Origin of the sequence: Amycolatopsis sp. NPDC051373 (genome assembly GCF_040689465.1) — a bacterium.
Classification (GTDB): Bacteria; Actinomycetota; Actinomycetes; order Mycobacteriales; family Pseudonocardiaceae; genus Amycolatopsis.
The window spans coordinates 78,667-102,609 of the sequence record NZ_JBFBAE010000032.1; the positions used below are offsets into that span (position 1 = coordinate 78,667).

The window sequence follows — 23,943 nt, forward strand, 5'->3', positions numbered from 1 at the left end:
CTAGTCTCGATCCGATCGTGATCGGCGCCGCTTCGCCAACGCCGGGACAGGAGGGGTTTGGTGCTCGTCGTCGGGTTCGCCGCGGGGCCGCTGCGCGCGAACTGCTACCTGCTCGCCCCTGCGCCCGGCGGCGAGTGCGTGGTGGTGGACCCCGGGCAGGACGCCGCGGAACCGCTCGCGGCCGCGCTGGCCGAGCACGGGCTCACGCCGGTCGCGCTGCTCGCCACCCACGGTCACCCCGACCACGTCGCCGGCGCCGCCGGCCACGACCTCCCGCTGCACCTGCACCCCGCCGACCGCGAGTGGTTCGACCGACCGTCGGTGCCGCTGGCCGAAGGCCCGCACAAAGTGGCGGGTCTGGCGCTCGAGGTCGTGGCCGTGCCCGGCCACACGCCGGGGTCGGTGGCTTTCGCCGTGAGGGCGAGCGAAGGTGGCAGGCTGGTGCTCACGGGGGACACGCTGTTCGCCGGGTCGATCGGGCGCTCCGACGGCTCCGGCGCCGAACTGGAGAGATCGTTGCGCACGAAGCTGCTGACCCTGCCCGACGACACCGTGGTGCTGCCGGGCCACGGGCCCGCCACGACCATCGGGCGCGAGCGCGCGACCAATCCCGCGCTCACGGCGGCGGAGGCGTGACGGGCATGACCGAGCAGGACGGCGTCAAGGGCGCACCGGAACGGCTGCCGCTGTTCGCCGAGGACGCGAAGCTCACCCGCCGGCGCGCGTGGTCCGGCTTCGTCGGCGCGGTGATCGTGGCCGCGGCGTTCGGTGGCATCGCCGGGCTGATCGGCGGGCAGCCGGCAGGGCTGATCGTCGCGGTGGTCGTGGCGCTTCCCTTGCTGTACATCGTGCTCTACACGCTGCGCCGCCGGATCTGGCTCGAAGGCACGACGCTGGTCGTGCGCACTTGGGGCATCCGGCGCATCGGGCTCGTCGAGGCGGAGCGGCTCGACATCGTGATCGGCGACGTGCGCGGCACCCGCACCGTGAGCCTGCTCGTGAACGCGGGCAAGCGGCGCAAGACCGTGAAGGTCGACCTCGCCGTGTTCGCCGGCACCGGAGGGCGTGAGCTGGGTGCGTTGCAGTTGCGCCGCGTCGCCGACGCACTGCTGAACAACACCGAGGCCAACGGGCTGGTGTTCTCCGAGCTGCTGGTCGCCGAGCTGCGGTCAGAGGCACGCGGCGACGCCGTGGCCGAGCGGCCGTTGTACCGGCTCGCGTCGGCGGCCCCGGCCGGGCGCTACATCCAGCGGTTCCCGATGGAGGCCGTCAGCCGCTTCGTCGCGACGCTGGAGTGACTGCTGGAGGGACGCTGCCCTTCAACGCTTCCTCCATGCCGTCGACGCGGGCGCGGATCTGCTCCACCTGGTCGGCCAGGTCGGGCAGCTCCTCGGCGACGTAGGCGAGCAGGCGCTCGAGGTGGCGCAGTGTCGCCCGCACGTCGTCGAGCGCGCTCGCGATCCGCGGGACGGCCTCGGCCGCCTCCAGCAGCGCCGCGAACAACCGCCGGACCAGGTGCACGGTGACCCGCGGTCCCGCCAGTACGGCTGAGAACACGACCCCTCCTCGGGTACGGATGTACTCGCCTCGGTCGCGGACTTCGTACCGCAGCCACCGGGTCCGCTTCCGGCCGGGGTTCGCTCGTGTTACTGGTGTGACTACGGCGTATTTGTGGTGCTCACGAGGTGGACGACGGGCTCGCGCGCCGCGATCAGCGCCGCCAGGATCGTCGTCACCGGGACCGCCGCGACGATGCCCACGGACCCCGCGAGCGTGCGGATGATCTCCGACGCGATGTCCTCGCTGCCGAGCAGCGCGCCGAGCCCGACGCCGGAGATCGACGAGTACAGCAGCACCGGCAGCGCGGCGCCGGCGTAGGCCATCACGAGGGTGTTCACGGCCGAGCCGACGTGGTCCCGTCCGATGCGCAGGCCCGAGCGGTAGAGCTCCCGCCAGCCCAGCGACGGGTTCGCGCGCCGCAGCTCCCAGACGGCGCTGGTCTGCGTCACCGTCACGTCGTCGAGCACACCGAGCGCGCCGATCACGATGCCGGCGAGCAGCAGGCCGCGCGCGTCGATGCCGTGGCCGAGAGAGCCGATGAGCGTGGACGTGCTGTCGTCGAGGCCGGTGAGCGAGGCGCCGACGGAGAAGATCGCCGAGAGGACACCGATCAGTGCGAGGCTGGCCAGCGTGCCGAGCACCGCGACCGACGTTCTCGCCGACAGCCCGTGGGTCAGATACAGCGCCACGAACATGATCGCGCCGGCGCCCGCGATCGCGACCACCAGCGGGTTCTCGCCGGCGAGGATCGAGGGGAGCACGAACAGCACGATCACCACGAAGCTCAGCACCAGCGCGACGAGCGCCGCGAGCCCCTGCCAGCGGCCGAGCACGAGCACGGCGAGGGCGAACAGCGCGGCCAGCAGCACGAGCGGCGTGCCCCGCTGGAAGTCGACGAGCTGGAACGACGCCGGGTCGGTTGCGTTGCCGCCGTTGTAGGCGAGGACCACCTTGTCGCCGGTGGAGAAACGCGGCGTGCTCGGCTCGATCGGAACGATGAGGCGCAGCGGTTTCCCGTTGCCCGGGCCGTCGGTCATCGTCAGGTCGACGGTCAGGCACGGCTTCTGGTCGGGGTCGGTATCGGCGCCGACCTGCACCTGGCCGTTCGCGAGACACGGCCCCGTGGCGGTTGCCGTGATCGACGCCTGCACCGGCGTGCCCTGCGGCACCACACTCGTCGGCGACGCTTTGCCCCACGGGTACAGCACGACCATGCCGACGACCGTCGCGAGGGCGAGCGGGACGAGCAACCAGATGAGGAGCTTGCGGACGCGGGTGGAGGCGGGGGCGGCGGGGCCGTGGCCGTGGCCGTGGCCGTGCCCATGACCGTGGCCGTGTGCTTGCGCGGTGAGGGCGGCGCGGAGGCCCTTGCGGGGGGTGGGTTCGGGAGCGTCGGTGGGTTCCGGCGCTTCGTCCGGGCTCACGGCGGTGCGGGGGCGGCGGCCGGAGGGGGGAGGAGTGTCGCCGGAGCGGGAAGACGCTGGGGGAGACGTTTCGCCGGTGCGACGGCCGGCGGTCGGCCAGGCGCCGTCTACGTCCGGTGCCGAGGGTTCGCTTGTGGTGCGCGAGGTTTCGCCGTCGCGGCGTGCCGGCCCCTGGGCGCGGCGGGAGGTCGGGAGCGGGGATTCGCCGGTCTGGCGACCTTGTCCCTCGGTCCGGTGTGAGGGCGGCAGCGGAGTTTCGCCCGTGCGCCGCGCTGTTTGGCCGGCACGGCGGCCGGTCGGCGGCGGAGTTTCGCCGCGGCGGCGTGGGGGGAGCGGGGTTTCGCCCGTGTGGCGGCCGGCGGGTGCCGGGGTTCCGTCGGCGTGGCGCGACGGCAGCGGAGCCTGCCCGGTTCGGCCGGCCCGCGGGGTTTCGGCGGTGCGGCCACTCGCCGGGGGTGGTGTGTCTCCGTTGCGGCGGCCGGCCGGCGGGGGAGTGTCGCCGGAGCGGCGTGGTGGCAGCGCGGTTTCGCCTGCGCGGCGGCCGGCGGGGTTGTCACCGGAACGGGGCGCGGCTCGGCGCACGGGCTCTTCGGCTCCGGGCCAGGCCGGCTCGTCGCCCGCGTGGGATCGGCGGGGCCGGGCCGGGGGCGCGGAGGAGTCGCCGGCGACGCGGCGGATGGGACCGGTGTCGTCGGCGTCGTCGGGGTAGTCGGGCGGTGCCACGGCGCACATCCTGCACTCCGGCCGTGGCCGTCACCCGTACCGGGTGGGGACGACCCGGTCGTATCCGGCGTTTCGCTCAGCCCAGCGCCTGGCGCAGGTGCACGCGGCGGTAGGCGGACGGCGGGGTGTCGAAGTGGTCGAGGAAGGCCTGGCGCAACGTCTCGGTGGAGCCGAAGCCGCAGCGGCGGGCGATGGCGGCCAGGGGCAGGTCGGTGCCCGCGAGCAGGCGGGCGGCGTGCTCGGCGCGGACGGTGCGCACGTACTTGCCGGGTGTGGTGCCGAGGTGTGCGTCGAACAGGCGGGTGAGCTGACGGGTGCTGATGCCCGCCTGCCGGGCCAGCACCGGCGTGCCGAGGTCTTCGCCCAGGTGTTCGGCGACGAACGCGGTGAGGTCGCGCACCTGGCGGTGCTCGGGCGGCGAGCCGGACAGGAACATGCTCACCTGCGCCTGGTTGCCGGGCCGCTGCAGGTAGGTCACGAGGGCGCGGGCGGCTTCGCGGGCGAGCGTTGGGCCGTGGTCCTCCTCGACGAACGCCAAGGCGAGGTCCAGCCCGCTGGTGACGCCGGCGGAGGTGTAGACGTCGCCGTGACGGATGAACAGGGGCACCGGATCCACGGTCACCGACGGGTACTTCGCGGCGAGCTGCGCCGCGTACGCCCAGTGCGTGGTCGCGCGGCGGCCACTCAGCAGGCCGGCCGCCGCGAGCACGGTGGAGCCCGTGCAGACCGACGCCGTGCGCGTGCTGTCGTGGGAGAGTCGGCGGACGTGTTCGAGGAGGCGCTCATCGCCCGCCGCCGTGCGGTGGCCGAGGCCGCCGGAGACGACGATCGTGTGCAGCGGCCCCGAAACCTGGTCGAGCCGCACGTGGGGCGTCAGCGTGATGCCGGACTGGCAGCGGAACGGGTATCCGTCCACAGTGGCCAGACGCAGGGCGTAGCCCGGGCGCGCGCCGAGCCGGTTGGCGGCGTCGAGCGCGTCGGAGACGCACGCGATGTCCAGCAGTTCGGCGTCGGGATACCCGACGATCACGACCTGCCGTTCTGGCCCCGGCATGATCGAACGTTAGCAGGTCAGCAGGCCGATCGACATGGTTCGCAGGATTACGGACATCGCCCTCCCGTCCGCGCGCCCGCGGGGGCACGGTGGGACGCATGACCGAGAAGACGTTCGCCTTTGTCCTCTACCCCGGCCTCACGGTGCTCGACCTCGTGGGCCCGCTCCAGGTGCTGAGCGCGTTCGCCATGGCGGATCAGGACTTCCGCGTGGTGGTCGTGGGCGAGACCCTCGACCCGATCGGCACCGACACGCCCCTGCGGATCGCGCCCAGCCACACCTTCGCCGACGTCCGCGAGCCCTACGGCGTCCTCGTCCCGGGCGGCTCCGAGCCGACCCTGGAGGCGCTCGCGAACCGGCCGCTGATCGACTACCTGGCCACGACCGCGCGCACGGCAGAGCTGATGACGTCCGTCTGCACCGGCGCCCTGCTCCTCGGCGAGGCCGGCCTCCTCGACGGCCGCGAGGCCACCACCCACTGGATGTTCCGCGACCTGCTGCGCGCCTTCGGCGCCACCCCGGTCGCCCGGCGCTGGGTCGACGCCGGTCCCGTGATCACTGCCGCGGGCGTTTCGGCGGGCATCGACCTGGCCCTGCACCTCGTCGACCGGCTCGCCGGCCCCGACGTCGCCCGCACCGTCCAGTTCGGCATCGAATACGACCCGGAGCCGCCGCTGGGCCCGCTCGATTGGGCGAGCGCCCCGCATGGTGCTCTGAAGCCGTTGCTGGAACACGCCCTGGGCGACCATGTCCTGGCCGACCGTCCGGATTTGAAGGCGAAGCTGCTCGCACGCGCCTGAGCCGGGACACTGGTGCGAACGGACCGGTCACGCTGGGTCCACCGCTCGTGTGGGTGGCGTTCCGGTGCACGGCGGGATTGTTCGCGCCGGGCGGCGCATGGTCTGGTGGGCGCTGCGTTGCGCTCGGCGACCGGTGCGGTGCTGAGCGATGGTCGAGCGCCCTGCAGCTCTTGCTGGAGCACGCCTTGGGCGGCGACGTCCTGGCCGACCGGCCGGATTCGAGGGCGAACCTGCTCGCTCAGGCTAGAGCCGGGAGGCCGGCGCGAACGGACCGCTGCGTCGCACTGTGTTGGCGGGTGGGTGCTCGCTCTGACGGCGTCGGCTCGCTCCGGCGGTGCCGGGCGCGCGAGGAGTGGACGCGGCGGGACTGTTCGCGCCGAGCCGCGCATGGCGGGTGGGCGGCTGCGTGACGTTCGGTGAACGGGACCGCTCGCCGAGCGAGGGTCGAGTGCGGCGGGACTGTTCGCGTCCAGTTGTTCAGGCCGAGCGCGCCGCACGGGCCGCCTGCCCGGCGGGGTGCAGACGGGGGCCGGGGTGAAGGGACCGTGCACCCTTCCAACGGGGTGAGCCATCCGGGTGAGGGCCGCCCGAACGGCCGGGAGCGGAGGGTGTCACAGGTACTTTCGGGTCGCTCGATCAGGTGACGTGCGGCCGTGGGGAGCTTGCGGTGCGGTTCCAGGTCCTCGGTCCGCTGGCGGCGACCGTCGCGTTGCCGTCGGCGGCGCAGCCGCGGCGGTTGCTCGCGTTGTTGCTCGCGCGGCCCAACGAGGTCGTCGGGCGGGCGACGATCGTCGACGAGCTGTGGCCCGACGGGGCGCCGCCGAGTGCGGCGGCGATCGTGCAGGTGACGGTGTCGAAGCTGCGCAAGGCGGTGTCGCCCGGGTTGGCCGCGGACGACCCGGACCAGCGGCTCAAGTCGGGGCCGCGGGGGTACGCCCTCAGCGTGGCCGAAGGCGAGCTCGACGCGGCGGAGTTCGTCGCGCTCGCGTCGGCAGGGTTGGCGGCGGAGGACACCCGGGCGAAGCAAGAGCTGCTGACCCGCGCCCTTGCGTGCTGGCGGGGCGGGGCGTTCTGCGACGTCGCGACGGGACCGCTCGTCGAGGCGCACGAGGTGTGGCTGGAGGACCGTCGGCGGACGGTCCTGCTGCAGCTGGTGGAGCTGCAGCTCGCCGAGGGCGACGGCCAAGCCGTGGTGCACCGGCTCGCCCCCGTCGTGGCCGCGAGGCCCGCCGACGAACGGCTCGCCGGCCGCCTCGCCGGGGCGCTGGAGGGCCTGGGCCGTCGCGATGCCGCGCTCGACGTGTTGCGCCGCACGCGCCGCGCGCTGTGGGACGAGGCCGGCGTGGCGCCCGGCCCGGAGCTCGACGCGCTGTACCGCCGCATCGCCGGCGCCGAGTGGACGGCCGGAGGCCCGCCCGCGCAGCTGCCCGCGCCCGTGCCCGACTTCACGGGCCGCGCAACGGAACTGGCCGCCGTCGCGCGGCACCTGCGCGCGCCCGCGCCGGTCGTGGTCCACGGCGCCGCCGGGGCGGGCAAGAGCGCGCTCGCGGTGCAGGCCGCGTGGCGGGTGCGGCGCCGCTTCCCCGACGGGCAGCTCGTGGCCGACCTCGCCACCACCGAACCCCGCGACGTCCTCATCGCCTTCCTGCGCGCCCTCGGCGCCGCCACGGCCGAGCTCACCGACGAGCTCACGGCGCTGGTCGCCGCTTGGCGCAGCCACACCGTCGACCGGCGGCTGCTGGTCCTGCTCGAAAACGCGCGCGCCGAAGCCCAGATCCGCCCCCTGCTGCCAAGCGGCTCCGGCTGCGGCGTCCTCGTGACGGCGCGGCAGCCGTTGCCAGGATTGGCGGCAGCCAGGCCGGTTCCCGTCGGTAATCTGTCCACTGTGGACGCGAAGGTGCTCCTCGCCGCCATTGCCGGCGAAGCCCGGATCGCGGCCGATCCCGCCGCCGCCGACGAAGTGGTCGCCCGCTGCGCCGGGCTTCCCCTCGCCCTGCGCATCGCCGGGCTGCGGCTCGCCACCCGGCCCCACCTCCGGATCACGGACCTGGCCGCCCGCCTCGGCGACGACCGCCGCGCCCTCGACGAGCTCGCCGCCGGCGACGTCAGCGTCCGCGCGGCGATCCTCCCGGCACTGCGCGACGGCCCCGCGGAAGACCGCGATTTCCTGCGCCTGCTGGGTTGTTCCGCCGTCCCGTGCCCGACTGGTGCGCCGCCGTGCTGCTCGCCGTCCGCCCCGCCGAAGCCCGCGACCGCCTCGAAGCCCTCGCCGACATCCACCTCCTGGCCGCCGACGACCACAGTCTCCGGCCCGGCCCAGCTGCACCGATGACCGTTCCGCGCGGTTTCGGTCACTCTGGGCGACGGGTGAGGTCCCCCACCTGCGCGCCGCGCGGGGGTTGACCGGGCCGGAGGAGCGCGTACCGTCAGCCCAATGCCCCAGCGCCGAGGGGATTCCGGTCTCACCCTCCTGACCACCGTCCGCGACGACGACCTCGTGCTCGTCACCGCCGCGGGCGAGATCGACGCCGCCTCGGTCGGCGACTTCCGGACGGTGCTGGCCGCGGCGTGCGTAGTGGGGGACAAGCTCGTGGTCGACCTCTCGCGCGTCGGGTTTCTCAGCTGCGCCGGCCTGCGCGTGCTGGAGGAGACGAGCCGCACGCGCCCCGCGTTGTCCGTGGTCGCGACCGGACGCCTCGTGCTGCGGGTCTTCGACGTCACGGGCGCCGCCCAGGCCCTCGACGTGCGGCCGCGGCTCGTGGACGCCTGCGCGGCCGCCCGCGCCTGACCGGCCGCCGAACGGGTGGAGATCACCCGGGCCCCGTGCGAGCCGCGCTGATCGTGGGTACTCCACCCGTAAACCCGATCAAGGGAACCCGACTACGGCGAGGTGATCCGGGATGTCCACCACGACCGAACGCACCGGCGCGAACGGTGCCGTCGGCGCACTGGTCGGCGGCGCCGCGGGGCTGGCCGTGCTGGCCGGTCTGTACTTGATCATCGGCCCGTGGCTGGCGCGGTTCGGCGGCGCGGCCGAGCTCGCGATCAGCAACACGGTGGCCGGTCTGGCGATCATCGTGCTCGCCGCCGTGCGAGCGCGCACCACGCGCCCGCAGGCCCTCACGTGGGTCCTGCCGGTGCTCGGCGTCTGGGCCGCGGTGTCGCCGCTGGTCCTGCGCTACGGCGACGAAACCGCGCCGTCGGCGGGCGCGTTGACGGGCAACATCGTCGCCGGTGCCGTCGTGCTGCTGGCCGGTATCGCGCTGTGCCTGCGCCGCCCGGCTACCCGGGCTCGCTGAGCAGCCCGCGCCAGCGCGGCGCGGACTTCGGCCCGTGCACGACCTCCGCGGCGAGCACGGGCCGCACCCAGCGCGCATCGGGGTGGTCCGGCACGTCGGCCAACGGCGGCCGCGGTTGTTCCAGCTCCGCGAGCGTTGCGGCGAGCGAGCCGAGTTCCTCCTGGGAGAAGCCGACTCCGACGCTGCCCGCGTAGCGCAGGCTCGCGCCATCGGGCACGGCCAGCAGCAGCGAGCCGAACGTCCCGGCTCGCCGGCCGCCACCGGGGCGCCAGCCGGCGATGAGTACCCGGCGCACGTCCGGGGCCTCCACGAACAGCCAGTCCGTGTTCGCCCGGCCCGGCCGGTACGGGCTGCTCCGGCGCTTCGCGAGAAGGCCGGGCAGGCCGTGGTCGCGGCTCGCCCGCGCGACGGCGCCGCCGTCGCCGAGGTGGGTCGGCGGCACCTGCCAGTGGTCGCCGGCGAGGCCCAGCTCGTCGAGCAGCGCGCGGCGTTCGACATACGGCAGGTCGAGCCGCGAGTGGCCGTCGAGGTGCAGTACGTCGGACACGAAGAAGAACGCGGGGTGCCGGTCTACCAGCCGGCGCGCCGTTTCGCGGTCCGCTTCCGCGCGGCGGCGCAGCCCTTCCGGATCCGGCCTGCCCGCCGCGAACACCACGACCTGCCCGTCCAGCAACGCTTCCGTAGAACCGAGCTGCGCGGCGAGACCACGCAGCTCCGGGTAGCGCGCGGTCACGTCGGCGCCGGTCTCGTCGACGGCCGTCACGCGCGCGCCGCCCGCGCGCACGAGCGTGCGGCGGCCCGGCCACGCGAACTCGTAGGCCCATTCGCGGTCCTCGGCGGTGGAGGGCATGCGTCCTGGCCGGGCGGGCATCGGCGCGAGGAACCGCGGGGTGTCCTCGTGGCCGGGCTCGGCGGGGTCGAGGCGGCGCAGCCGCCAGCCGTCTGGCCCATCCGCCCCGGTACTGCCGCGGTCCAGCTCGTAGCGGCCCCGCAGGCGTTCGCCGTGGAGTACGAACTCGATGCGGTGCTCGTGCCAGTGCACGGTTTCGTAGCGGCCCCGGTCCCACACCTCGACCGTCCCGGCGCCGTACGCGCCGGCCGGGACCTCGCCTTCGAAGTCCGCGTAGGCCACGGGCTGGTCGTCGATGCGGATGGCGAGCCGGCCGCGGCCGGGGGAGCGGGGCAGGCCGCGCGGGACGGTCCACGACGTGAGCACCCCACCGCGTTCGAGGCGGAAATCCCAGTGCAGCTGCGAAGCGCGGTGCTCCTGGACGACGAACGCACCACCGTTTTCGATGAGGTGCTGGTCAAGGGCGTGCTGGTCGACAGGGTGGTTCTCGACGGGATGCTCGGGTGCCGGTTCGGGAGCCTGGCCGAGTGCGCGTCGGCGCCGGCGTTCGGCGAGTTCGTCCGCCATCGCAGGCGTGGCACCCCCGTCCCTTCGGGTGCGCCCACCTTAGCGCCCGCTCAGCCCAGCACGCGCTCCAGCCACGCCTGCCAGGCCTTGCCTTCCTGCTCGACGTCGGCGTCGCCGGCGAACAGGTGGTGCCCGATCGCGATCGGCATCCCCATCCCGGAGCGCTCGTGGAAACGGTAGAGCGCGTCCGGAGTCCGGATGCCCGCGTAGTGCGGGGTCGTGTAGTCGAGGATCCCGTCGACAGGCCCTGCGCCGTCGACCGCGAACCGCACCGGCTGTCCGACCTCGGCCGCGTCCGGCAGCCCCAGTGCTCGCACCAGCTTCGGCCAGGCTTCCGGCGACGCCGACGACTCCGGGCCGCCGGCGATCACGAACCGCGCGCGGCGGCCGGGGAAGTGCTGCAGGAGCTGGCCGAGCGTGTGCAGGTACATGTCCCAGCCGCGGCTGAAGCCCTCGTGGTACTCCTCGCCCCAGTCCTGCGCGGTGAAGCCGTGGTGGATGAAGCGCAGCACCGACGTGCCGCCCTCGGCCGCCTCCACGAGGAACTCGAAGGCGTCGAAACTGCCATCGGGCGCCGGCGTGGCGTGGTAGGCGAAGCGCCGCGGCGGCTCCCACGTGGTGATCTCGGCTTCGCTGGTGAACTCGCCCATCGCGAAGCGGACGCGCCGCGCCTGGGCGTCGACCTCGTGCTTGCCCATGAACCACGAGTCGATGCCCGGTCCCGTGGCCACGGCGTCCCACACGGCCTCCGGGGGCGCGGGCAGACGGACCTGCTTGGTTACGTCGAACTCGTGGGTCATGACCGGTTCCTCCTCACCTGACGGGAATTCCACGGTGTCATTGACAAGAATAGTTGTCAAGGGCGAGCGACGTTCACCGGGAGGTGCGAGACTGCCGGGGAACCGAGGGAAAGGACCGCTCATGGCGACCGTGGCCGACCAGCTGATCGACGTTCTCGTGCAGTCCGGCGTGCGCCGCATCTACGGTGTGGTCGGCGACAGCCTCAACCCCGTGGTCGACGCCGTGCGCCGCACCGGCGGCTCGGCGCGCGGCGGGATCGACTGGGTGCACGTGCGCAACGAGGAGGCCGGCGCGTTCGCCGCGGCCGCCGAGGCGCAGCTCACCGGTGAGCTGGCCGTGTGCGCGGGCAGCTGCGGTCCTGGCAACCTGCACCTGCTGCAAGGGGTCTACGACGCGCACCGCTCGGGCGCTCCGGTGCTCGCGCTCGCCTCGCACATCCCGTCGACGCAGATCGGCACCGGGTTCTTCCAGGAGACGCACCCGCAGCAGCTGTTCGCGGAGTGCTCGCACTACTGCGAGCTGGTGAGCGGCCCCGAGCAGATGCCGCGGCTCGCGCGGATCGCGGTGCAGAACGCGGTGGGCCGGCGCGGCGCGGCCGTGCTGGTGCTGCCCGGCGACGTCTCGCACGAGTCCGCCGTGAACCCGACGGGGGTGTCGGCGCCGCTCGGCACTCCACCGGCCATCGTGCCCGCCGCGGCCGACGTCGACCGGCTCGTGGAGCGGATCAACCGCGCCGAGAAGGTGATGATCATGGCCGGCGCGGGTTGCCGTGACGCCCACGAAGACCTCCTCGCGCTGGCCGACACGATCGGCGCGCCCGTAGGACATTCCTTGCGGGGCAAGGAGTTCGTGCAGTACGAGAACCCGTTCGACGTCGGCATGAGCGGCCTGCTCGGCTACGGCTCCTGCTACGACGCGATGCACGAGGCCGACCTCGTGCTGCTGCTCGGCACCGACTTCCCGTACGACACGTTCCTGCCGCAGCGCAACACCGTGCAGGTGGACATCGATCCCGCCCGCATCGGCCGCCGCTCGGTGCTCGAGTTCGGGGTGCTGGGCGACGTCGGCGCCACCATCCGCGCCGCCCTGCCGCGGCTGCGCCGCCGCGAGGACCGCTCGTTCCTGCACGGCATGCTGCACAAGCACGAACGCAGCCTGCAGCGCGTGGTCGACGCGTACACCAGCGACGTCGCGCAGCGCGTGCCGCTGCACCCGGAGTACGTCGCCGACATCCTCGACGAGGAGGCCGCCGACGACGCGGTGTTCACCGTGGACACCGGCATGGGCAACGTCTGGGCGGCCCGCTACGTCACGCCCAATGGCCGGCGCCGGCTGATCGGCTCGTTCGTCCACGGCAGCATGGCCAACGCCCTGCCCCACGCCATCGGCGTGCAGTCGGCCGCGCCGGGCCGCCAGGTCGTGGCGATGTGCGGCGACGGCGGGCTGGCGATGCTGATGGGGGAGCTGCTCACGCTGAAGACCCACGCGCTGCCCGTGAAAGCCGTGGTGTTCAACAACTCCTCGCTCGGCATGGTGAAGCTCGAGATGCTCGTGGACGGCCTGCCCGAGTTCGGCACCGACCACGACTCCGTCGACTTCGCCGCCATCGCCCGCGCGTCCGGCCTGCACTCCCGGCGGGTCGAGAAGCCGGCCGACGTGCGCGAGGGCATCCGCGAGATCCTCGACCAAGACGGCCCCGCGGTCCTCGACGTGGTGACCGATCCCAACGCGCTGTCGATCCCGCCGAACATCACCGCCGCTCAGGTGCGCGGCTTCGCGCTCGCCGCGAGCCGCACCGTCCTCGGCGGCGGCGTGGGCAAGATGCTGCAGCTGGCGAAGTCCAACCTGCGCAACGTGCCTCGCCCGTAGAACGCCTGGAGTACCAGAGCCCGGGAACGCATCCGGGGCGGCGCCGTGAAGGCACCGCCCCGGATCGAACACCCCGGCGAATCAGTCCGTCTCGGCCATCGCCTCGGCGAACTGCGCCGCGTACAGGCGGGAGTACGCGCCGCCCGCGTGCAGCAGGGTTTCGTGGTCGCCCTGCTCCACGATGCGGCCCGACTCCATCACGAGGATCACGTCGGCGTCGCGGATCGTGGACAGGCGGTGGGCGATCACGAAGCTCGTGCGGCCCTCGCGCAGCGAGTTCATCGCGTGCTGGATGAGCACCTCCGTGCGCGTGTCCACGGAGCTGGTCGCCTCGTCGAGGATGAGGATGGCCGGCTTCGCGAGGAACGCCCGTGCCACCGTGATCAGCTGCTTCTCACCGGCGCTGACCGTGCCGCCCTCGTCGTCGATCACCGTGGCGTAGCCGTCGGGCAGCGTGCGCACGAAGCGGTCGACGTACGTCGCGGTGGCCGCTTCCACGACCTGCTCGTGGGTCACCTCGTCGGCGCCGTAGGCGATGTTCTCCTCGATCGTGCCGCCGAACAGCCACGCGTCCTGCAGGACCATGCCGGTCTTGTCGCGCAGCTCCTCGCGGTCCATCTTCGCGATGTCCACGCCGTCGAGCGTGATGCGGCCGCTGTCGATCTCGTAGAACCGCATCAGCAGGTTCACCAGCGTGGTCTTGCCGGCGCCGGTGGGACCGACGATCGCGACCGTCTGGCCCGGTTCCACCGTGAGCGAGAGGTTTTCGATCAGCGGCGTGTCCTCGAGGTAGCGGAAGGACACGTCGTGGAACTCGACCTTGCCGTGCACCACGGACGGGCGCTGCGGGTCCGCCGGCTCCGGCTCCTGCTCCTTCGCGTCGAGCAGCGCGAACACCCGCTCGGCCGAGGCGACACCCGACTGCAGCAGGTTCGCCATGCTCGCGATCTGCGTCACCGGCTGGCTGAACTGGCGCGAGTACTGGATGAACGCCTGCACGTCGCCCAGCGTCAGGCTGCCCGACGCCACACGCAGCGCGCCGATCACGGCCACCAGCACGTAGTTCAGGTTGCCGATGAACATCATCGCCGGCTGGATCGTGCCGGAGATGAACTGCGCCCGGAAGCTCGCGTTGTACAGCGTGTCGTTCTGCTCGCGGAACACCTCTTCGGCCTCTTCGCGCCGGCCGAAGACCTTCACCAGCGAGTGGCCGGTGTACATCTCCTCGATGTGCGCGTTGAGCTTCCCGGTCGTGGCCCACTGCTTGATGAACTGCGGCTGCGCGCGCTTGCCGATCTTGGCCGCGACGAACACCGACGCGGGCACAGTCAGCAGCGCGATGACCGCGAGCAGCGGCGAGATCAGGAACATCATCACCAGCACGCCGATCACCGTCAGCACCGACGTGACGATCTGCGAGAGCGTCTGCTGCAGCGACTGCGCGAGGTTGTCGATGTCGTTGGTGACGCGGCTGAGCACCTCACCGCGCGGCTGGCGGTCGAAGTAGCGCAGCGGCAGCCGCGCCAGCTTCTCCTCGACTTCGCGGCGCAGCGAGTAGACCGCGCCCTGCACGAGGCTCGTGGTGAGGCGTGCCTGGATCAGGCCGAAGAACGACGCGACCACGTACAGCGCCAGCACGATCAGCAGCACCTGGCCCACGGCGGTGAAGTCGATGCCCTGGCCCGGCACGATGTCGGCGCGGGCGAAGATGTCCGCGAGCGTGGTGTTGCCCTGCGCCCGCAGGCCCGCGACCACCGCGTCCTTCGTGACGCCGGAGGGCAGGTTCTTGCCGATCACGCCCGCGAAGATCAGGTCGGTGGCGCGCGCGAGGATCTTCGGCCCGATCACGGTCAGCGCGACGCTCACCGTGCCAAGGATCAGCACGCCGATCAGCGCCGCGCGCTGTGGCCGCAGCAGGCGCAGCAGCCGGGCCAGCGAGCCCTTGAAGTCCATCGCCTTTTCCGGCGGCATGCCGCCGGCCATGAACCGCCCCGGCCCGGCGGCCGGCGCGACGTTCTTGTTGCGCGCCGCGGTCGGCCTTTCGCCGACCTCCGTCGCGACGTTGCCGCTGCTCTCGACTTCCGCTTCCTCGCTCACGCCGCCTCCTCTTCGGACGCGCCAAGGCGCGGCAGCATCACAACGTCGGCGAGCGTGGTGTTCGATGATTCGGACCTGCAAGCAGTCCTCATGCCGCCTCCTGCTCGGTCAGCTGCGAAAGCACGATCTCGCGATACGTTTCGTTGCCGTCCATCAGTTCGTGGTGGGTTCCGGTGCCGACGACGCGCCCGTCGTCGAGGACGATGATGCGGTCGGCGCCCCGGATGGTGCTCACGCGCTGCGCGACGATGACCACCGTCGCCTCGCGCGTCTCGTCGGTCAGTGCGCGGCGAAGCGCCGCGTCGGTGGCGTAGTCCAGTGCGCTGAACGAGTCGTCGAACAAGTAGATCTCCGGTTTGTGCACGAGCATCCGCGCGATGGCGAGCCGCTGGCGCTGCCCGCCCGAGACGTTCGTGCCGCCCTGGGCGATCGGCGAGGCGAGCCCTTCGGGCATCTTCTGCACGAAGTCCTTGCCCTGCGCCACTTCCAGCGCGTGCCAGAGCTCCTCGTCGGTCGCGTCCGGGTTGCCGTAACGCAGGTTGCTGGCCACCGTGCCCGCGAACAGGTACGGCTTCTGCGGCACCATCCCGACGGCCGAGGCGAGCACGGCCGGGTCGAGCTCGCGCACGTCGACGCCGTCCACGCGGACAGTGCCGGCGGTGGCGTCCATGAGCCGGGGGATCAGGTTGAGCAGCGTGGTCTTGCCGCTGCCGGTGCTGCCGATCACGGCGGTGGTCTCACCGGGGCGCGCGATCAGCGAGATGTCGCTCAGCACCGCCTTCTCCGCGCCGGGGTAGCAGAACTCGACGCCTGTCATCTCCAGCGCGCCGTGCACGCGGCCGGGGGAGACCGGCTTGAGCGGCGGGCGGACGCTCGACTCGGTGTCGAGGACCTCGGAGATGCGCTCGGCGCTCACCTCGGCGCGCGGCACCATCATGAACATGAACGTGGCCATCATGACCGACATCAGGATCTGCAGCAGGTAGGCCAGGAACGCCGTCAGCGCGCCGATCTGCATCGAGCCGCTCTCGATGCGATGCCCGCCGAACCACAGCACGGCGACGCTCGAGACGTTGACCACGAGCATCACGGTGGGGAACATCAGCGCCATCAGCCGGCCGACCCGCAGCGACACGGTGAGCAGCTCGTCGTTGGCCTGGCCGAAGCGTTCGCGCTCGCGCTTGTCGCGCACGAACGCGCGGATCACGCGGATGCCCATGATCTGCTCGCGCATCACCTGGTTGATCTTGTCGATGCGTACCTGCATGAGCCGGAAGGCCGGGCGCATGCGGGCGATGATCAGGCCGACCGCGACGCCCAGCACGGGCACGATCACCAGCAGCAGCGAGGAGAGCGGCACGTCCTGGTTCAGCGCCAGGACGATGCCGCCGACGCACATGATCGGCGCCGACACCATCAGCGTCAGCGTCATCAGCACGAGCATCTGGATCTGCTGCACGTCGTTGGTGGTGCGGGTGATGAGCGAGGGCGTGCCGAACTGGCCGACCTCGCGGGCGGAGAAGTCCTGGACCCGGTGGAACACGGAGCCGCGCACGTCGCGGCCCAGGGACATGGCGGTGCGCGCGCCGAAGTAGACGGCGCCGATCGAGCCGGCGATCTGCACCAGCGTGACCAGCAGCATCATGCCGCCGATCCGCATGATGTAGCCGGTGTCGCCCTTCACGAGCCCGTTGTCGACGATGTCGGCGTTGAGCGTCGGCAGGTACAGCGCGGCGAGCGTCTGAATCAACTGCAGGACGACGACCAGCCAGATGGTCGTCTTGTAGGGGCGCAGATGACTGCGCAACAGCCGGATCAGCACGGGTCGGTTCTCCCCCAGGGTGGTGTTCTGTGGTGATGTGTCCGGTTCGGACGGTTCGGTTCTGGAATTGTGGTGTGGTTCGGGCGGTTCACGACGCCGCGGTGCGTTCCGCCGTGGCGCCGGCCGCGGCCGCGGTGAGGGCGGGCATGCCCGCGGCCGCTTCCCGCAGCAGGTTGACGAACGTGGGCAGGAACTCCGCGTCGGGTCCGGAGGTCAGCCACGTGTGGAACGCGATGCGGGAAGCGCTCTGTACGATCCCCGCGAGCATCCTCGCGTGCAACGGATTTGCGGTGCTGCCTGCCCGCTCGGCCACGGCCTCGGCCAGTACCCGCTCCACGGTGGCGTGAGCGCGCAGCATCTCCGCGAACAGCCCGGCGTTGCGCAGCATGTCGCGCATGCGGCGCACGTCTTCGCGTCGCGGCGAGCCGTCGCGCGAAGCCTGGATGACCGCGGCGTTGATCACGGCGTCCCACAGCGGCTCGTCGGCGGGGCGGGCCCGCAGCGCCTCCCGGATCCGCTCCTGCTGCGCGACGATGAACGAGCAGACCGCCTCCTCCTTGCTGGAGAAGTAGTTGTTGAACGTGCGTGGCGACACGCCGACCTCGCTCGCGATGTCTTCGACCCGCAGCCGTTCCAGGCCACGCTCGAGCGCGAGCCGCAGCGCCGCGGCACCCAGCGCCTGCCGGGCCGCCAGCTTCTTGCGTTCGCGCAGCCCGAGCACGGGTGCCACGGATTCGGAGGTCACGCGAACCAGCGTAGCAAAAGTGCGGGGCACGCAATAATCTGCGTGCCCCGCACTTTTGCGTGACGGGGTACCTCCGGGGAAGCCGCTACCCCGGGTGACGAGTCCCGACCGGTCGTCGCAGGTCAGGCTGGGCCGGTCGGGAGCCGCGCCGACCGGCGGGACTGTCGGGATCGGATGATCCGGGCTACGGTTGTTACCGAGCGTGAGTGGAGCACCGGCGGACGGCGGAGGAGCGCGCATGCGGTCGATGTGGAAGGGCTCGGTCTCGTTCGGGCTGGTCAGCATCCCGATCCAGCTGTACGCGGCCACGGAGAACAAGAACGTCTCGCTGCGCCAGGTGCACGAGTCCGACGGCGGCCGGATCCAGTACAAGCGCTTCTGCACGGTCGACGGGCAGGAGGTGCCCTACGCCGAGATCGCCAAGGGCTACGAGCTGCCCGACGGCGAGATGGTCGTGATCACCGACGCCGACCTCGCCGACCTGCCGCTGGCCACGCAACGCACGATCGACGTGCTGGAGTTCGTGCCGCTCGAGTCGATCGACCCGATCCAGTTCGACAAGACCTACTACCTCGAGCCGCAGAAGAACGCCGTCAAGCCGTACGTGGTGCTGCGCGATGCGCTGCACAAGGCCGGCCACGTGGCGATCGCCAAGGTCGCCGTGCGCCAGCGCGAGAGCCTGGCGCTGCTGCGCGTGGTGTCCGACGTGCTCGTGATGACCACGATGCTCTGGCCCGACGAGGTCCGCACGCCCGATTTCCCGTTCCTGCGCGAGGATCCGCCGCAGGTGCGCCCGCAGGAGCTGACGATGGCCGGCTCGCTGATCGATTCGCTGTCGGAACCGGTGTTCGAGTCCGAAAAGTACACCGACGGCTACCGTGAGGCGCTCGAATCCGTGATCGAGGCCAAGGTCTCGGGCAACGAGACGACGAAACCCGGCGCGGTGGGGGCGAAAGCCGACGTCGTCGACCTCATGGCGGCCCTGGAGGCGAGCGTTTCCGAGGCCCGCAAGTCGCGCTCGGGCACGCCGGCCAAGAGCACGTCGTCGCGCTCTCGCAAGGCCGCGTCCGACGAGGAGAAGCCGGCCAAGAAGGCCGCCCCGCGGACCCGTCGGTCGAAGAGCGCCTAGTGATCTTTTCCCGCTGAGCTGCGGGATTTTCGAGCCCATCCGAGATCACCGGACCGGGTGCGGCGACACGCCGCCCGTATGCCAGACTCTGGCGCTCACCGGTGGTACCAAGAAGCTGTCCGGTCTGATAAGAGCCGGTTGTGACCTGAGCCGGTTCGAGAGCACGAGAGCGGAAGGCGGCCTGAGCATGGAGTGCGCGTTCTGCACCAGCGGGATCGACCACTGTCACGGCACCCTGGTGGTTCACCCGGACGGCGGGTTCGCCGAGTGCACGCACGGGAGCTGCGCGGACCTCGATCGCGTCCGCCACGCGCTGATCATCGACTGCCACACCGTCGACGCGGAGTGCTCCTGCACGCTCGCCGTCGAGGTCGAGGCGGAGCTTCGGCAAGCTTCCTGAGCCATCCCGCGGCCCAGTGACCGTGAAGGCCTCGTTCCCCGGACCACCGGGGAACGAGGCCTTCACGGTTTTCGCCGAAGGTTTCCCCTCCGGCCCCGATCCTTACCCGATCGTGTATGCAGCTGTGTACACCGGCTTGGCGATGTGCTAACACTAACGAGGTCCTTCGGCTCTCCCTCCCCCTCGGAGCCGGAGGACCCTTTATTTCCGGCCTCCGGTCTCCGCCGGGGTGGCCCGGGGCTCAGTAGCGGTAGTGTTCCAGCTTGAACGGGCCGGCCGCGTCCACGCCGATGTACTCCGCCTGCTCCTTCGTGAGCTTCGTCAGCCTCACACCGAGCGCGTCGAGGTGCAGCCGCGCCACCTTCTCGTCGAGCAGCTTGGGCAGGCGGTGCACGCCCACCGGGTACTCGCCGGGCTTGGTGAACAGCTCGATCTGCGCGATCGCCTGGTTCGCGAACGAGTTCGACATGACGAACGACGGATGCCCGGTGGCGTTGCCGAGGTTCATGAGCCGGCCCTCGGACAGCACGATGATCGAGTGCGCCGGGCGCCCCTCGGCCGAGGGGAAGGCCCACTCGTGCACCTGCGGCTTGATCTCCAGCTTGCGGATGCCAGGCACCTTCGCGAGCCCGGCCATGTCGATCTCGTTGTCGAAGTGGCCGACGTTGGCGACGATCGCGTTGTGCTTCATCCGCCCCATCTGCGCGGCGGAGATGATGCCGAAGTTGCCGGTGGTGGTGAGGAAGATGTCGCCGCGCTCCACGACGTCGTCCAGCTCGACCACGTCGAGGCCTTCCATCGCCGCCTGCAGCGCGCAGATCGGGTCGATCTCCGTGACCACCACGCGCGCGCCCTGGCCGCGCAGCGCCTCCACGGCGCCCTTGCCGACGTCGCCGTACCCGCAGACGACGGCGAGCTTGCCGCCGATCATGACGTCGGTGGCGCGGTTGAGGCCGTCGACCATCGAGTGGCGGATGCCGTACTTGTTGTCGAACTTGGACTTCGTCACCGAGTCGTTCACGTTCATCGCCGGGAACAGCAGCGCTCCCTCGGTCGCCAGCTTGTAGAGCCGCTTGACGCCGTTGGTGGTCTCCTCGGTCACGCCGCGAACCTCGCCGGCGATGCGCGTGAAGCGCTTCGGGTCGGCGGCGAGGCTCTCGGCGAGCGTGCGCAGGATGATCGCGTACTCGTCGGCGTCGGCGTCGGCGTCCGTGGCGGGCGGCACGGCGCCCGCGGCCTCGAACTCGACTCCCTTGTGGACGAGCAGCGTCGCGTCGCCGCCGTCGTCGAGGATCATGTTGGGGCCCTGGCCGTCGGCGAACCGGAAGAGCCGGTCGGTGCACCACCAGTACTCGTCGAGCGTCTCGCCCTTCCACGCGAACACCGGCGTGCCCTCGGGCCGCTCGGCGGTCCCGTTCGGACCGACGACGACGGCGGCCGCGGCCTCGTCCTGGGTGGAGAAGATGTTGCAGGACACCCAGCGCACGTCGGCGCCCAGCGCCACGAGGGTCTCGATCAGCACGGCGGTCTGCACGGTCATGTGCAGCGAGCCGGCGATGCGGGCGCCCTTCAGCGGCTGCGCCTCGGCGAACTCGCGCCGGATCGCCATCAGACCGGGCATCTCGTGCTCGGCCAGGCGCAGTTGTGTCCGCCCGGCCTCGGCGAGCGCCAGGTCGGCCACCGCGAACTCGAGTCCGCCGACCTTCTGCAGTTTCGGGCTCATAGAGGTTCCGCTCCCGTTCGATACTGTTCTGGTTTCTGTTTCAGGGCACGGGGAATCGCGGCACGACCGCGTTCGGCAGCACCGGACTCACCAGGGAGGGGTTCAGGAGGTGCGGGGGCCGTCCGCCGGCTTTTCCTGGGACGGCAACACCTGTGCCGACGACGTCCGGGTCGACGACAGCTGGGTCAACAAAAAAGGCACCTCCTTCGCAGGAGGCGCCCTTCTCCGGAACTCGCGGGCCGAGCGTGGCGGAAACCTCTCGGCTTCCGTCGCAGCGCCTCTCGGCCCGGAGTGCGCCCTCGCGGCGCACGGTTCGTTCTACCGGTTCCAACCATGGCAAGGCGGGCCGGAGGCTGTCAAGCGCGCGGACCGGGCAGGTCGAGCTCGGTGTGGCGCGTGGCCAGGGTCTCGGCGAGCACGGCGAGCTTCACGTTGAGGTCCTGTGACGTACGGCGCAGGATGTCGAACGCCTCGACGGCCGAGATGCCGCGCCGCTGCATCAGGATGCCCTTCGCCTGGCCGATCACATCGCGCGAGTCGATGGCCTTGCGCAGGTGCGCCCGCTGGAGGTCCGCGGCCGTCACGGCGTTGGTGGTGGCCAGCGCCAGCGAACCGTGGGTGGCCAGCAGCAGCGCGAGGTCGCGGTCGGCGGGCGTGAGTGCGCCGGTCTCGCGCGCGTAGACGTTGAGGGCACCGGACAACTGCGGCTCACGGGCGTCGGGCAGCAACGCGATGGCGAGCATCGAGCCCATGCCGAGCTCGGCCGCGGCCGGTCCGAACTTCGGCCACTCGGTCTCGTGGGCGAGGTCCTGGCTCTCCGCGTGGGCCGGGCCGTCCGGGCGGGCCGCGTCGAGGCAGGGGCCCTCCCCGGTGCGGTACTGCACCTGGTCGAGCTCGACGGCGACTGCATCGGTCTCGATCGGGGTGTAGAACAGCCCGTCGGGCGAGCGCAGCGTGATGCTGACGACGCTCGCCGCGGGGATCACCCGGACCGCCGCCGTCACGAGCTGCTGCAGCACGCCGCCGACAGTCGTGACCTCCAGCAGCGACCGCGTGAGGTCCCGGAACTCGCCACCCAGCCCGCCGAATCGGTCATCGGAACCGGTCGCGGGGACTCCGTTTTCGGACATGCCTCACCTCACTCGTGTGCCCGGAGTCCCGATTACCCCGCCGGCAGGCCCGGCCAAACGCGCACCCCGCCGGTCACGGCGTCCGATCACGCGGGCGGGTGGGGGAACTCCGCGCGCACCCCGAGCAACCGGACCGGCTGGTCCAGCGTGAACATCCCGAGCACCTCGCGCGCGGCGCGCCCGATCGCCGCGGCGTCCGAGGTCGGCTCCGGCAGCGTGATGCTGTGGGTGTGCGTGTGGAACGGCGCGAAGCGCACCTTCACCGCGACGCGTGCCGCCGGGCGGCCCTCGTCCACGACGTCGCGCGCGACGCGCACGGCGAGGGTGTCGATCTCTTCCGCGATGCGCGCGGGATCGGTGAGGTCTTGCTGGAAGGTCGTCTCGCGGCTGCGGGAGCGCGCGACGTACGGGGTGGCGGTGACCTCGGCGTCGCCGATCCCGCCCGCCAGCACCCGGTACCACGGGCCGAGGCGCGGGCCGAAGCGTGCGGCGAGGTCGTCCGCGTCGGCGCCGGCCAGTTGCAGCACCGTGGTGAACCCGGCTTCGGCGAGCTTCTTGGCCGTCTTGCGCCCGATGCCCCACAGCGCGTCGGTGGGCCGCTCGGCCATCACCGCCCACCAGTTCTCGCTCGTGAGGCGGAAGATCCCGGCCGGTTTCGCGAAGCCGGTGGCGAGCTTGGCGCGCAGTTTGTTGTCGCCGATGCCGACCGAGCACGAAAGCCCGGTCTCCTCCTCGACCGCCCGGCGGACCTCGGCCGCGAACGCCTCGGGGCCATCGGTGCCGGCGGTCTCGGTGTCGAGGCCGAGGAAGGCCTCGTCCCACCCGAGCACCTCGACCACGACCGGCAGCTCACGCAGCCGCGCCATGACGCGGTCGGAGACCTCCTGGTACGCGGGCGCGTCCGTGGCCAGGAACACCGCGTCGGGACAGCGTTTGGCGGCCAGCCGCAGCGGCATGCCGGACTGCACGCCGAACTCGCGCGCCTCGTAGGACGCGGTGGCCACCACGGCGCGCTCGGCGGGGTCGCCGTTGCCGCCCACGACCACCGGCCGGCCGCGCAGCTCGGGCCGGCGCGCGATCTCGACCGCGGCGATGAACTGGTCGAGATCGACGTGCAGAACCCAGGCGGACACCGCACCAGTGTGCTGCGCGGACCCGGGTGAGCGCACGTCAGACGCGCCGCGGCTCCCGCTGCGTCAGAAGCGGCCATGCCCGTGCACGACGTGCAGCGCCACCCCGCCGCCGGCGGCGAGCAGCGCGCACAGCGTGAAGGCGGGGCTCGTGGTGACGAGACCGGTCACGAGGAACGCGACGGCCGAGACGTCGAGCAGCACCGCGAAGAGGGTGAGCAGGCGGCGGTTCGGCGTCGGCTTGCCTCGGGAGAGCGCCGCCGCCAGTTCCGGATCGCTGAACTCGAACCAGCGTTCGATTTTGTCCAGCTCGCTGCGTTCGTGGTGACTGAGCATGAAGGTCTCCTTCGGCGGCGCGCCTGCCGTCACGTCCGCCAGATACCCCCGGCCGCCGTGATCCAATCGCCGATCCGGGCGCTCCGCTGCGGGTTCACCCGGCCGCACCCATTCGTGTAACGGGCTATACGTCGAATCCTGGACCGCCGTGCCGGTTTTTCGTCCACTGTGGACGCTTGATCAGCCGGACGGGTGACTCTGCTGTTCACGCAGTGCAGCGCCGGTTCCCTTGGCAGCAAAGGGAACCGGCGCCGGGTCACGGCGCGCAGTCCGACTCGGGGCCGACGTAGCCCTCGCGGGACGATTTGTCGATCCCGGCCTCGCAAGGGATGTCCTCGTCCCGGCGGGCGTGTCCGCACCCGTCCTGAACCCCACGGGGGGTGTCTCCGGTTCGGCTGAGTGGCCGTCCGTTTTCGGGCCGTAGGCCCGCATCGGGGGGTGGTCCCGATCCGGGCCGCTTCCTGCCACCGGACGTGATGCAGTA

At 71.8% G+C, this 23,943-nt stretch carries 21 protein-coding genes; 9 read left to right on the forward strand and 12 right to left on the reverse strand.

The features are described from left to right. Positions 1-60 precede the first annotated feature (60 nt). Both AB0383_RS41650 and AB0383_RS41655 read left to right on the forward strand, forming a co-directional pair. A complete protein-coding gene (locus tag AB0383_RS41650; RefSeq protein ID WP_364171308.1) occupies positions 61-636 on the forward strand; it encodes an MBL fold metallo-hydrolase in 576 nt (191 codons plus the stop codon). Positions 637-641: 5 nt separating this feature from the next. Next, entirely contained in the window at positions 642-1,298 is a 657-nt protein-coding gene (locus tag AB0383_RS41655; RefSeq protein ID WP_364171306.1) for a hypothetical protein, read from the forward strand. Here AB0383_RS41655 and AB0383_RS41660 read toward each other — a convergent pair. The 3 genes from AB0383_RS41660 to AB0383_RS41670 all read right to left on the reverse strand — a co-directional run bounded on the left by AB0383_RS41660 (position 1,270) and on the right by AB0383_RS41670 (position 4,761). After that, positions 1,270-1,557, reverse strand: coding sequence for a hypothetical protein (locus AB0383_RS41660; protein WP_364171305.1), 288 nt, complete (start codon positions 1,555-1,557; stop codon positions 1,270-1,272). The genes AB0383_RS41655 and AB0383_RS41660 overlap by 29 nt on opposite strands. A gap of 101 nt (positions 1,558-1,658) precedes the next feature. Further along, positions 1,659-2,984 (reverse strand): YibE/F family protein, encoded by a 1,326-nt coding sequence (locus AB0383_RS41665; RefSeq protein ID WP_364171303.1) that lies wholly within the window; start codon positions 2,982-2,984, stop codon positions 1,659-1,661. 799 nt (positions 2,985-3,783) lie between these two features. Then, a complete protein-coding gene (locus AB0383_RS41670; RefSeq protein WP_364171301.1) occupies positions 3,784-4,761 on the reverse strand; it encodes a GlxA family transcriptional regulator in 978 nt (325 codons plus the stop codon). 98 nt (positions 4,762-4,859) lie between these two features. On the opposite strand from AB0383_RS41670, the gene AB0383_RS41675 reads away from it, so the two are divergent. From AB0383_RS41675 to AB0383_RS41690, 4 genes are all read left to right on the forward strand, one after another. Then, entirely contained in the window at positions 4,860-5,561 is a 702-nt protein-coding gene (locus AB0383_RS41675) for a DJ-1/PfpI family protein (RefSeq protein ID WP_364171299.1), read from the forward strand. A gap of 667 nt (positions 5,562-6,228) precedes the next feature. After that, a complete protein-coding gene (locus tag AB0383_RS41680; protein WP_364171297.1) occupies positions 6,229-7,893 on the forward strand; it encodes a BTAD domain-containing putative transcriptional regulator in 1,665 nt (554 codons plus the stop codon). Positions 7,894-7,995: 102 nt separating this feature from the next. Then, positions 7,996-8,349 (forward strand): STAS domain-containing protein, encoded by a 354-nt coding sequence (locus AB0383_RS41685; protein WP_220241337.1) that lies wholly within the window; start codon positions 7,996-7,998, stop codon positions 8,347-8,349. Positions 8,350-8,461: 112 nt separating this feature from the next. Then, positions 8,462-8,860 (forward strand): SPW repeat protein, encoded by a 399-nt coding sequence (locus AB0383_RS41690; protein WP_354875618.1) that lies wholly within the window; start codon positions 8,462-8,464, stop codon positions 8,858-8,860. Here AB0383_RS41690 and AB0383_RS41695 read toward each other — a convergent pair. Then, on the reverse strand, positions 8,844-10,277 hold the full coding sequence (locus AB0383_RS41695; protein WP_366190186.1) for a DNA polymerase ligase N-terminal domain-containing protein: 1,434 nt from the start codon (positions 10,275-10,277) through the stop codon (positions 8,844-8,846). The genes AB0383_RS41690 and AB0383_RS41695 overlap by 17 nt on opposite strands. A 50-nt stretch (positions 10,278-10,327) precedes the next feature. After that, on the reverse strand, positions 10,328-11,077 hold the full coding sequence (locus AB0383_RS41700) for an SRPBCC domain-containing protein (protein WP_364171290.1): 750 nt from the start codon (positions 11,075-11,077) through the stop codon (positions 10,328-10,330). A gap of 121 nt (positions 11,078-11,198) precedes the next feature. On the opposite strand from AB0383_RS41700, the gene AB0383_RS41705 reads away from it, so the two are divergent. Beyond that, a complete protein-coding gene (locus tag AB0383_RS41705; protein WP_366190187.1) occupies positions 11,199-12,947 on the forward strand; it encodes a pyruvate dehydrogenase in 1,749 nt (582 codons plus the stop codon). A gap of 81 nt (positions 12,948-13,028) precedes the next feature. Here the strand turns inward: AB0383_RS41705 and AB0383_RS41710 are convergent, their stop codons facing one another. The 3 genes from AB0383_RS41710 to AB0383_RS41720 all read right to left on the reverse strand — a co-directional run bounded on the left by AB0383_RS41710 (position 13,029) and on the right by AB0383_RS41720 (position 17,611). After that, a complete protein-coding gene (locus AB0383_RS41710) occupies positions 13,029-14,918 on the reverse strand; it encodes an ABC transporter ATP-binding protein (protein WP_364171388.1) in 1,890 nt (629 codons plus the stop codon). A 214-nt stretch (positions 14,919-15,132) separates the two neighbouring features. Further along, positions 15,133-16,866 (reverse strand): ABC transporter ATP-binding protein, encoded by a 1,734-nt coding sequence (locus tag AB0383_RS41715; protein ID WP_364171287.1) that lies wholly within the window; start codon positions 16,864-16,866, stop codon positions 15,133-15,135. An 88-nt stretch (positions 16,867-16,954) separates the two neighbouring features. Continuing rightward, positions 16,955-17,611, reverse strand: a complete 657-nt coding sequence (locus tag AB0383_RS41720; protein WP_366190188.1) for a TetR family transcriptional regulator — start codon at positions 17,609-17,611, stop codon at positions 16,955-16,957. 238 nt (positions 17,612-17,849) lie between these two features. Between AB0383_RS41720 and AB0383_RS41725 the strand changes: the two genes are divergently transcribed. Both AB0383_RS41725 and AB0383_RS41730 read left to right on the forward strand, forming a co-directional pair. Beyond that, on the forward strand, positions 17,850-18,740 hold the full coding sequence (locus tag AB0383_RS41725) for a Ku protein (RefSeq protein ID WP_364171283.1): 891 nt from the start codon (positions 17,850-17,852) through the stop codon (positions 18,738-18,740). 187 nt (positions 18,741-18,927) lie between these two features. Continuing rightward, positions 18,928-19,140: a hypothetical protein gene (locus AB0383_RS41730; RefSeq protein WP_366190189.1), complete on the forward strand. Its 213-nt coding sequence runs from the start codon at positions 18,928-18,930 to the stop codon at positions 19,138-19,140. A gap of 241 nt (positions 19,141-19,381) precedes the next feature. On the opposite strand, the gene ahcY is transcribed toward AB0383_RS41730, so the two are convergent. The 4 genes from ahcY to AB0383_RS41750 all read right to left on the reverse strand — a co-directional run bounded on the left by ahcY (position 19,382) and on the right by AB0383_RS41750 (position 23,459). Beyond that, a complete protein-coding gene (ahcY, locus tag AB0383_RS41735) occupies positions 19,382-20,863 on the reverse strand; it encodes an adenosylhomocysteinase (protein WP_366190190.1) in 1,482 nt (493 codons plus the stop codon). 356 nt (positions 20,864-21,219) lie between these two features. Then, entirely contained in the window at positions 21,220-21,993 is a 774-nt protein-coding gene (locus AB0383_RS41740) for a GAF and ANTAR domain-containing protein (protein ID WP_364171279.1), read from the reverse strand. Between the two features lie 86 nt (positions 21,994-22,079). Continuing rightward, positions 22,080-23,126 (reverse strand): DNA polymerase IV, encoded by a 1,047-nt coding sequence (locus AB0383_RS41745; RefSeq protein WP_366190191.1) that lies wholly within the window; start codon positions 23,124-23,126, stop codon positions 22,080-22,082. A 63-nt stretch (positions 23,127-23,189) separates the two neighbouring features. Then, positions 23,190-23,459, reverse strand: a complete 270-nt coding sequence (locus AB0383_RS41750) for a DUF3040 domain-containing protein (RefSeq protein ID WP_364171275.1) — start codon at positions 23,457-23,459, stop codon at positions 23,190-23,192. Positions 23,460-23,943: the final 484 nt, after the last annotated feature.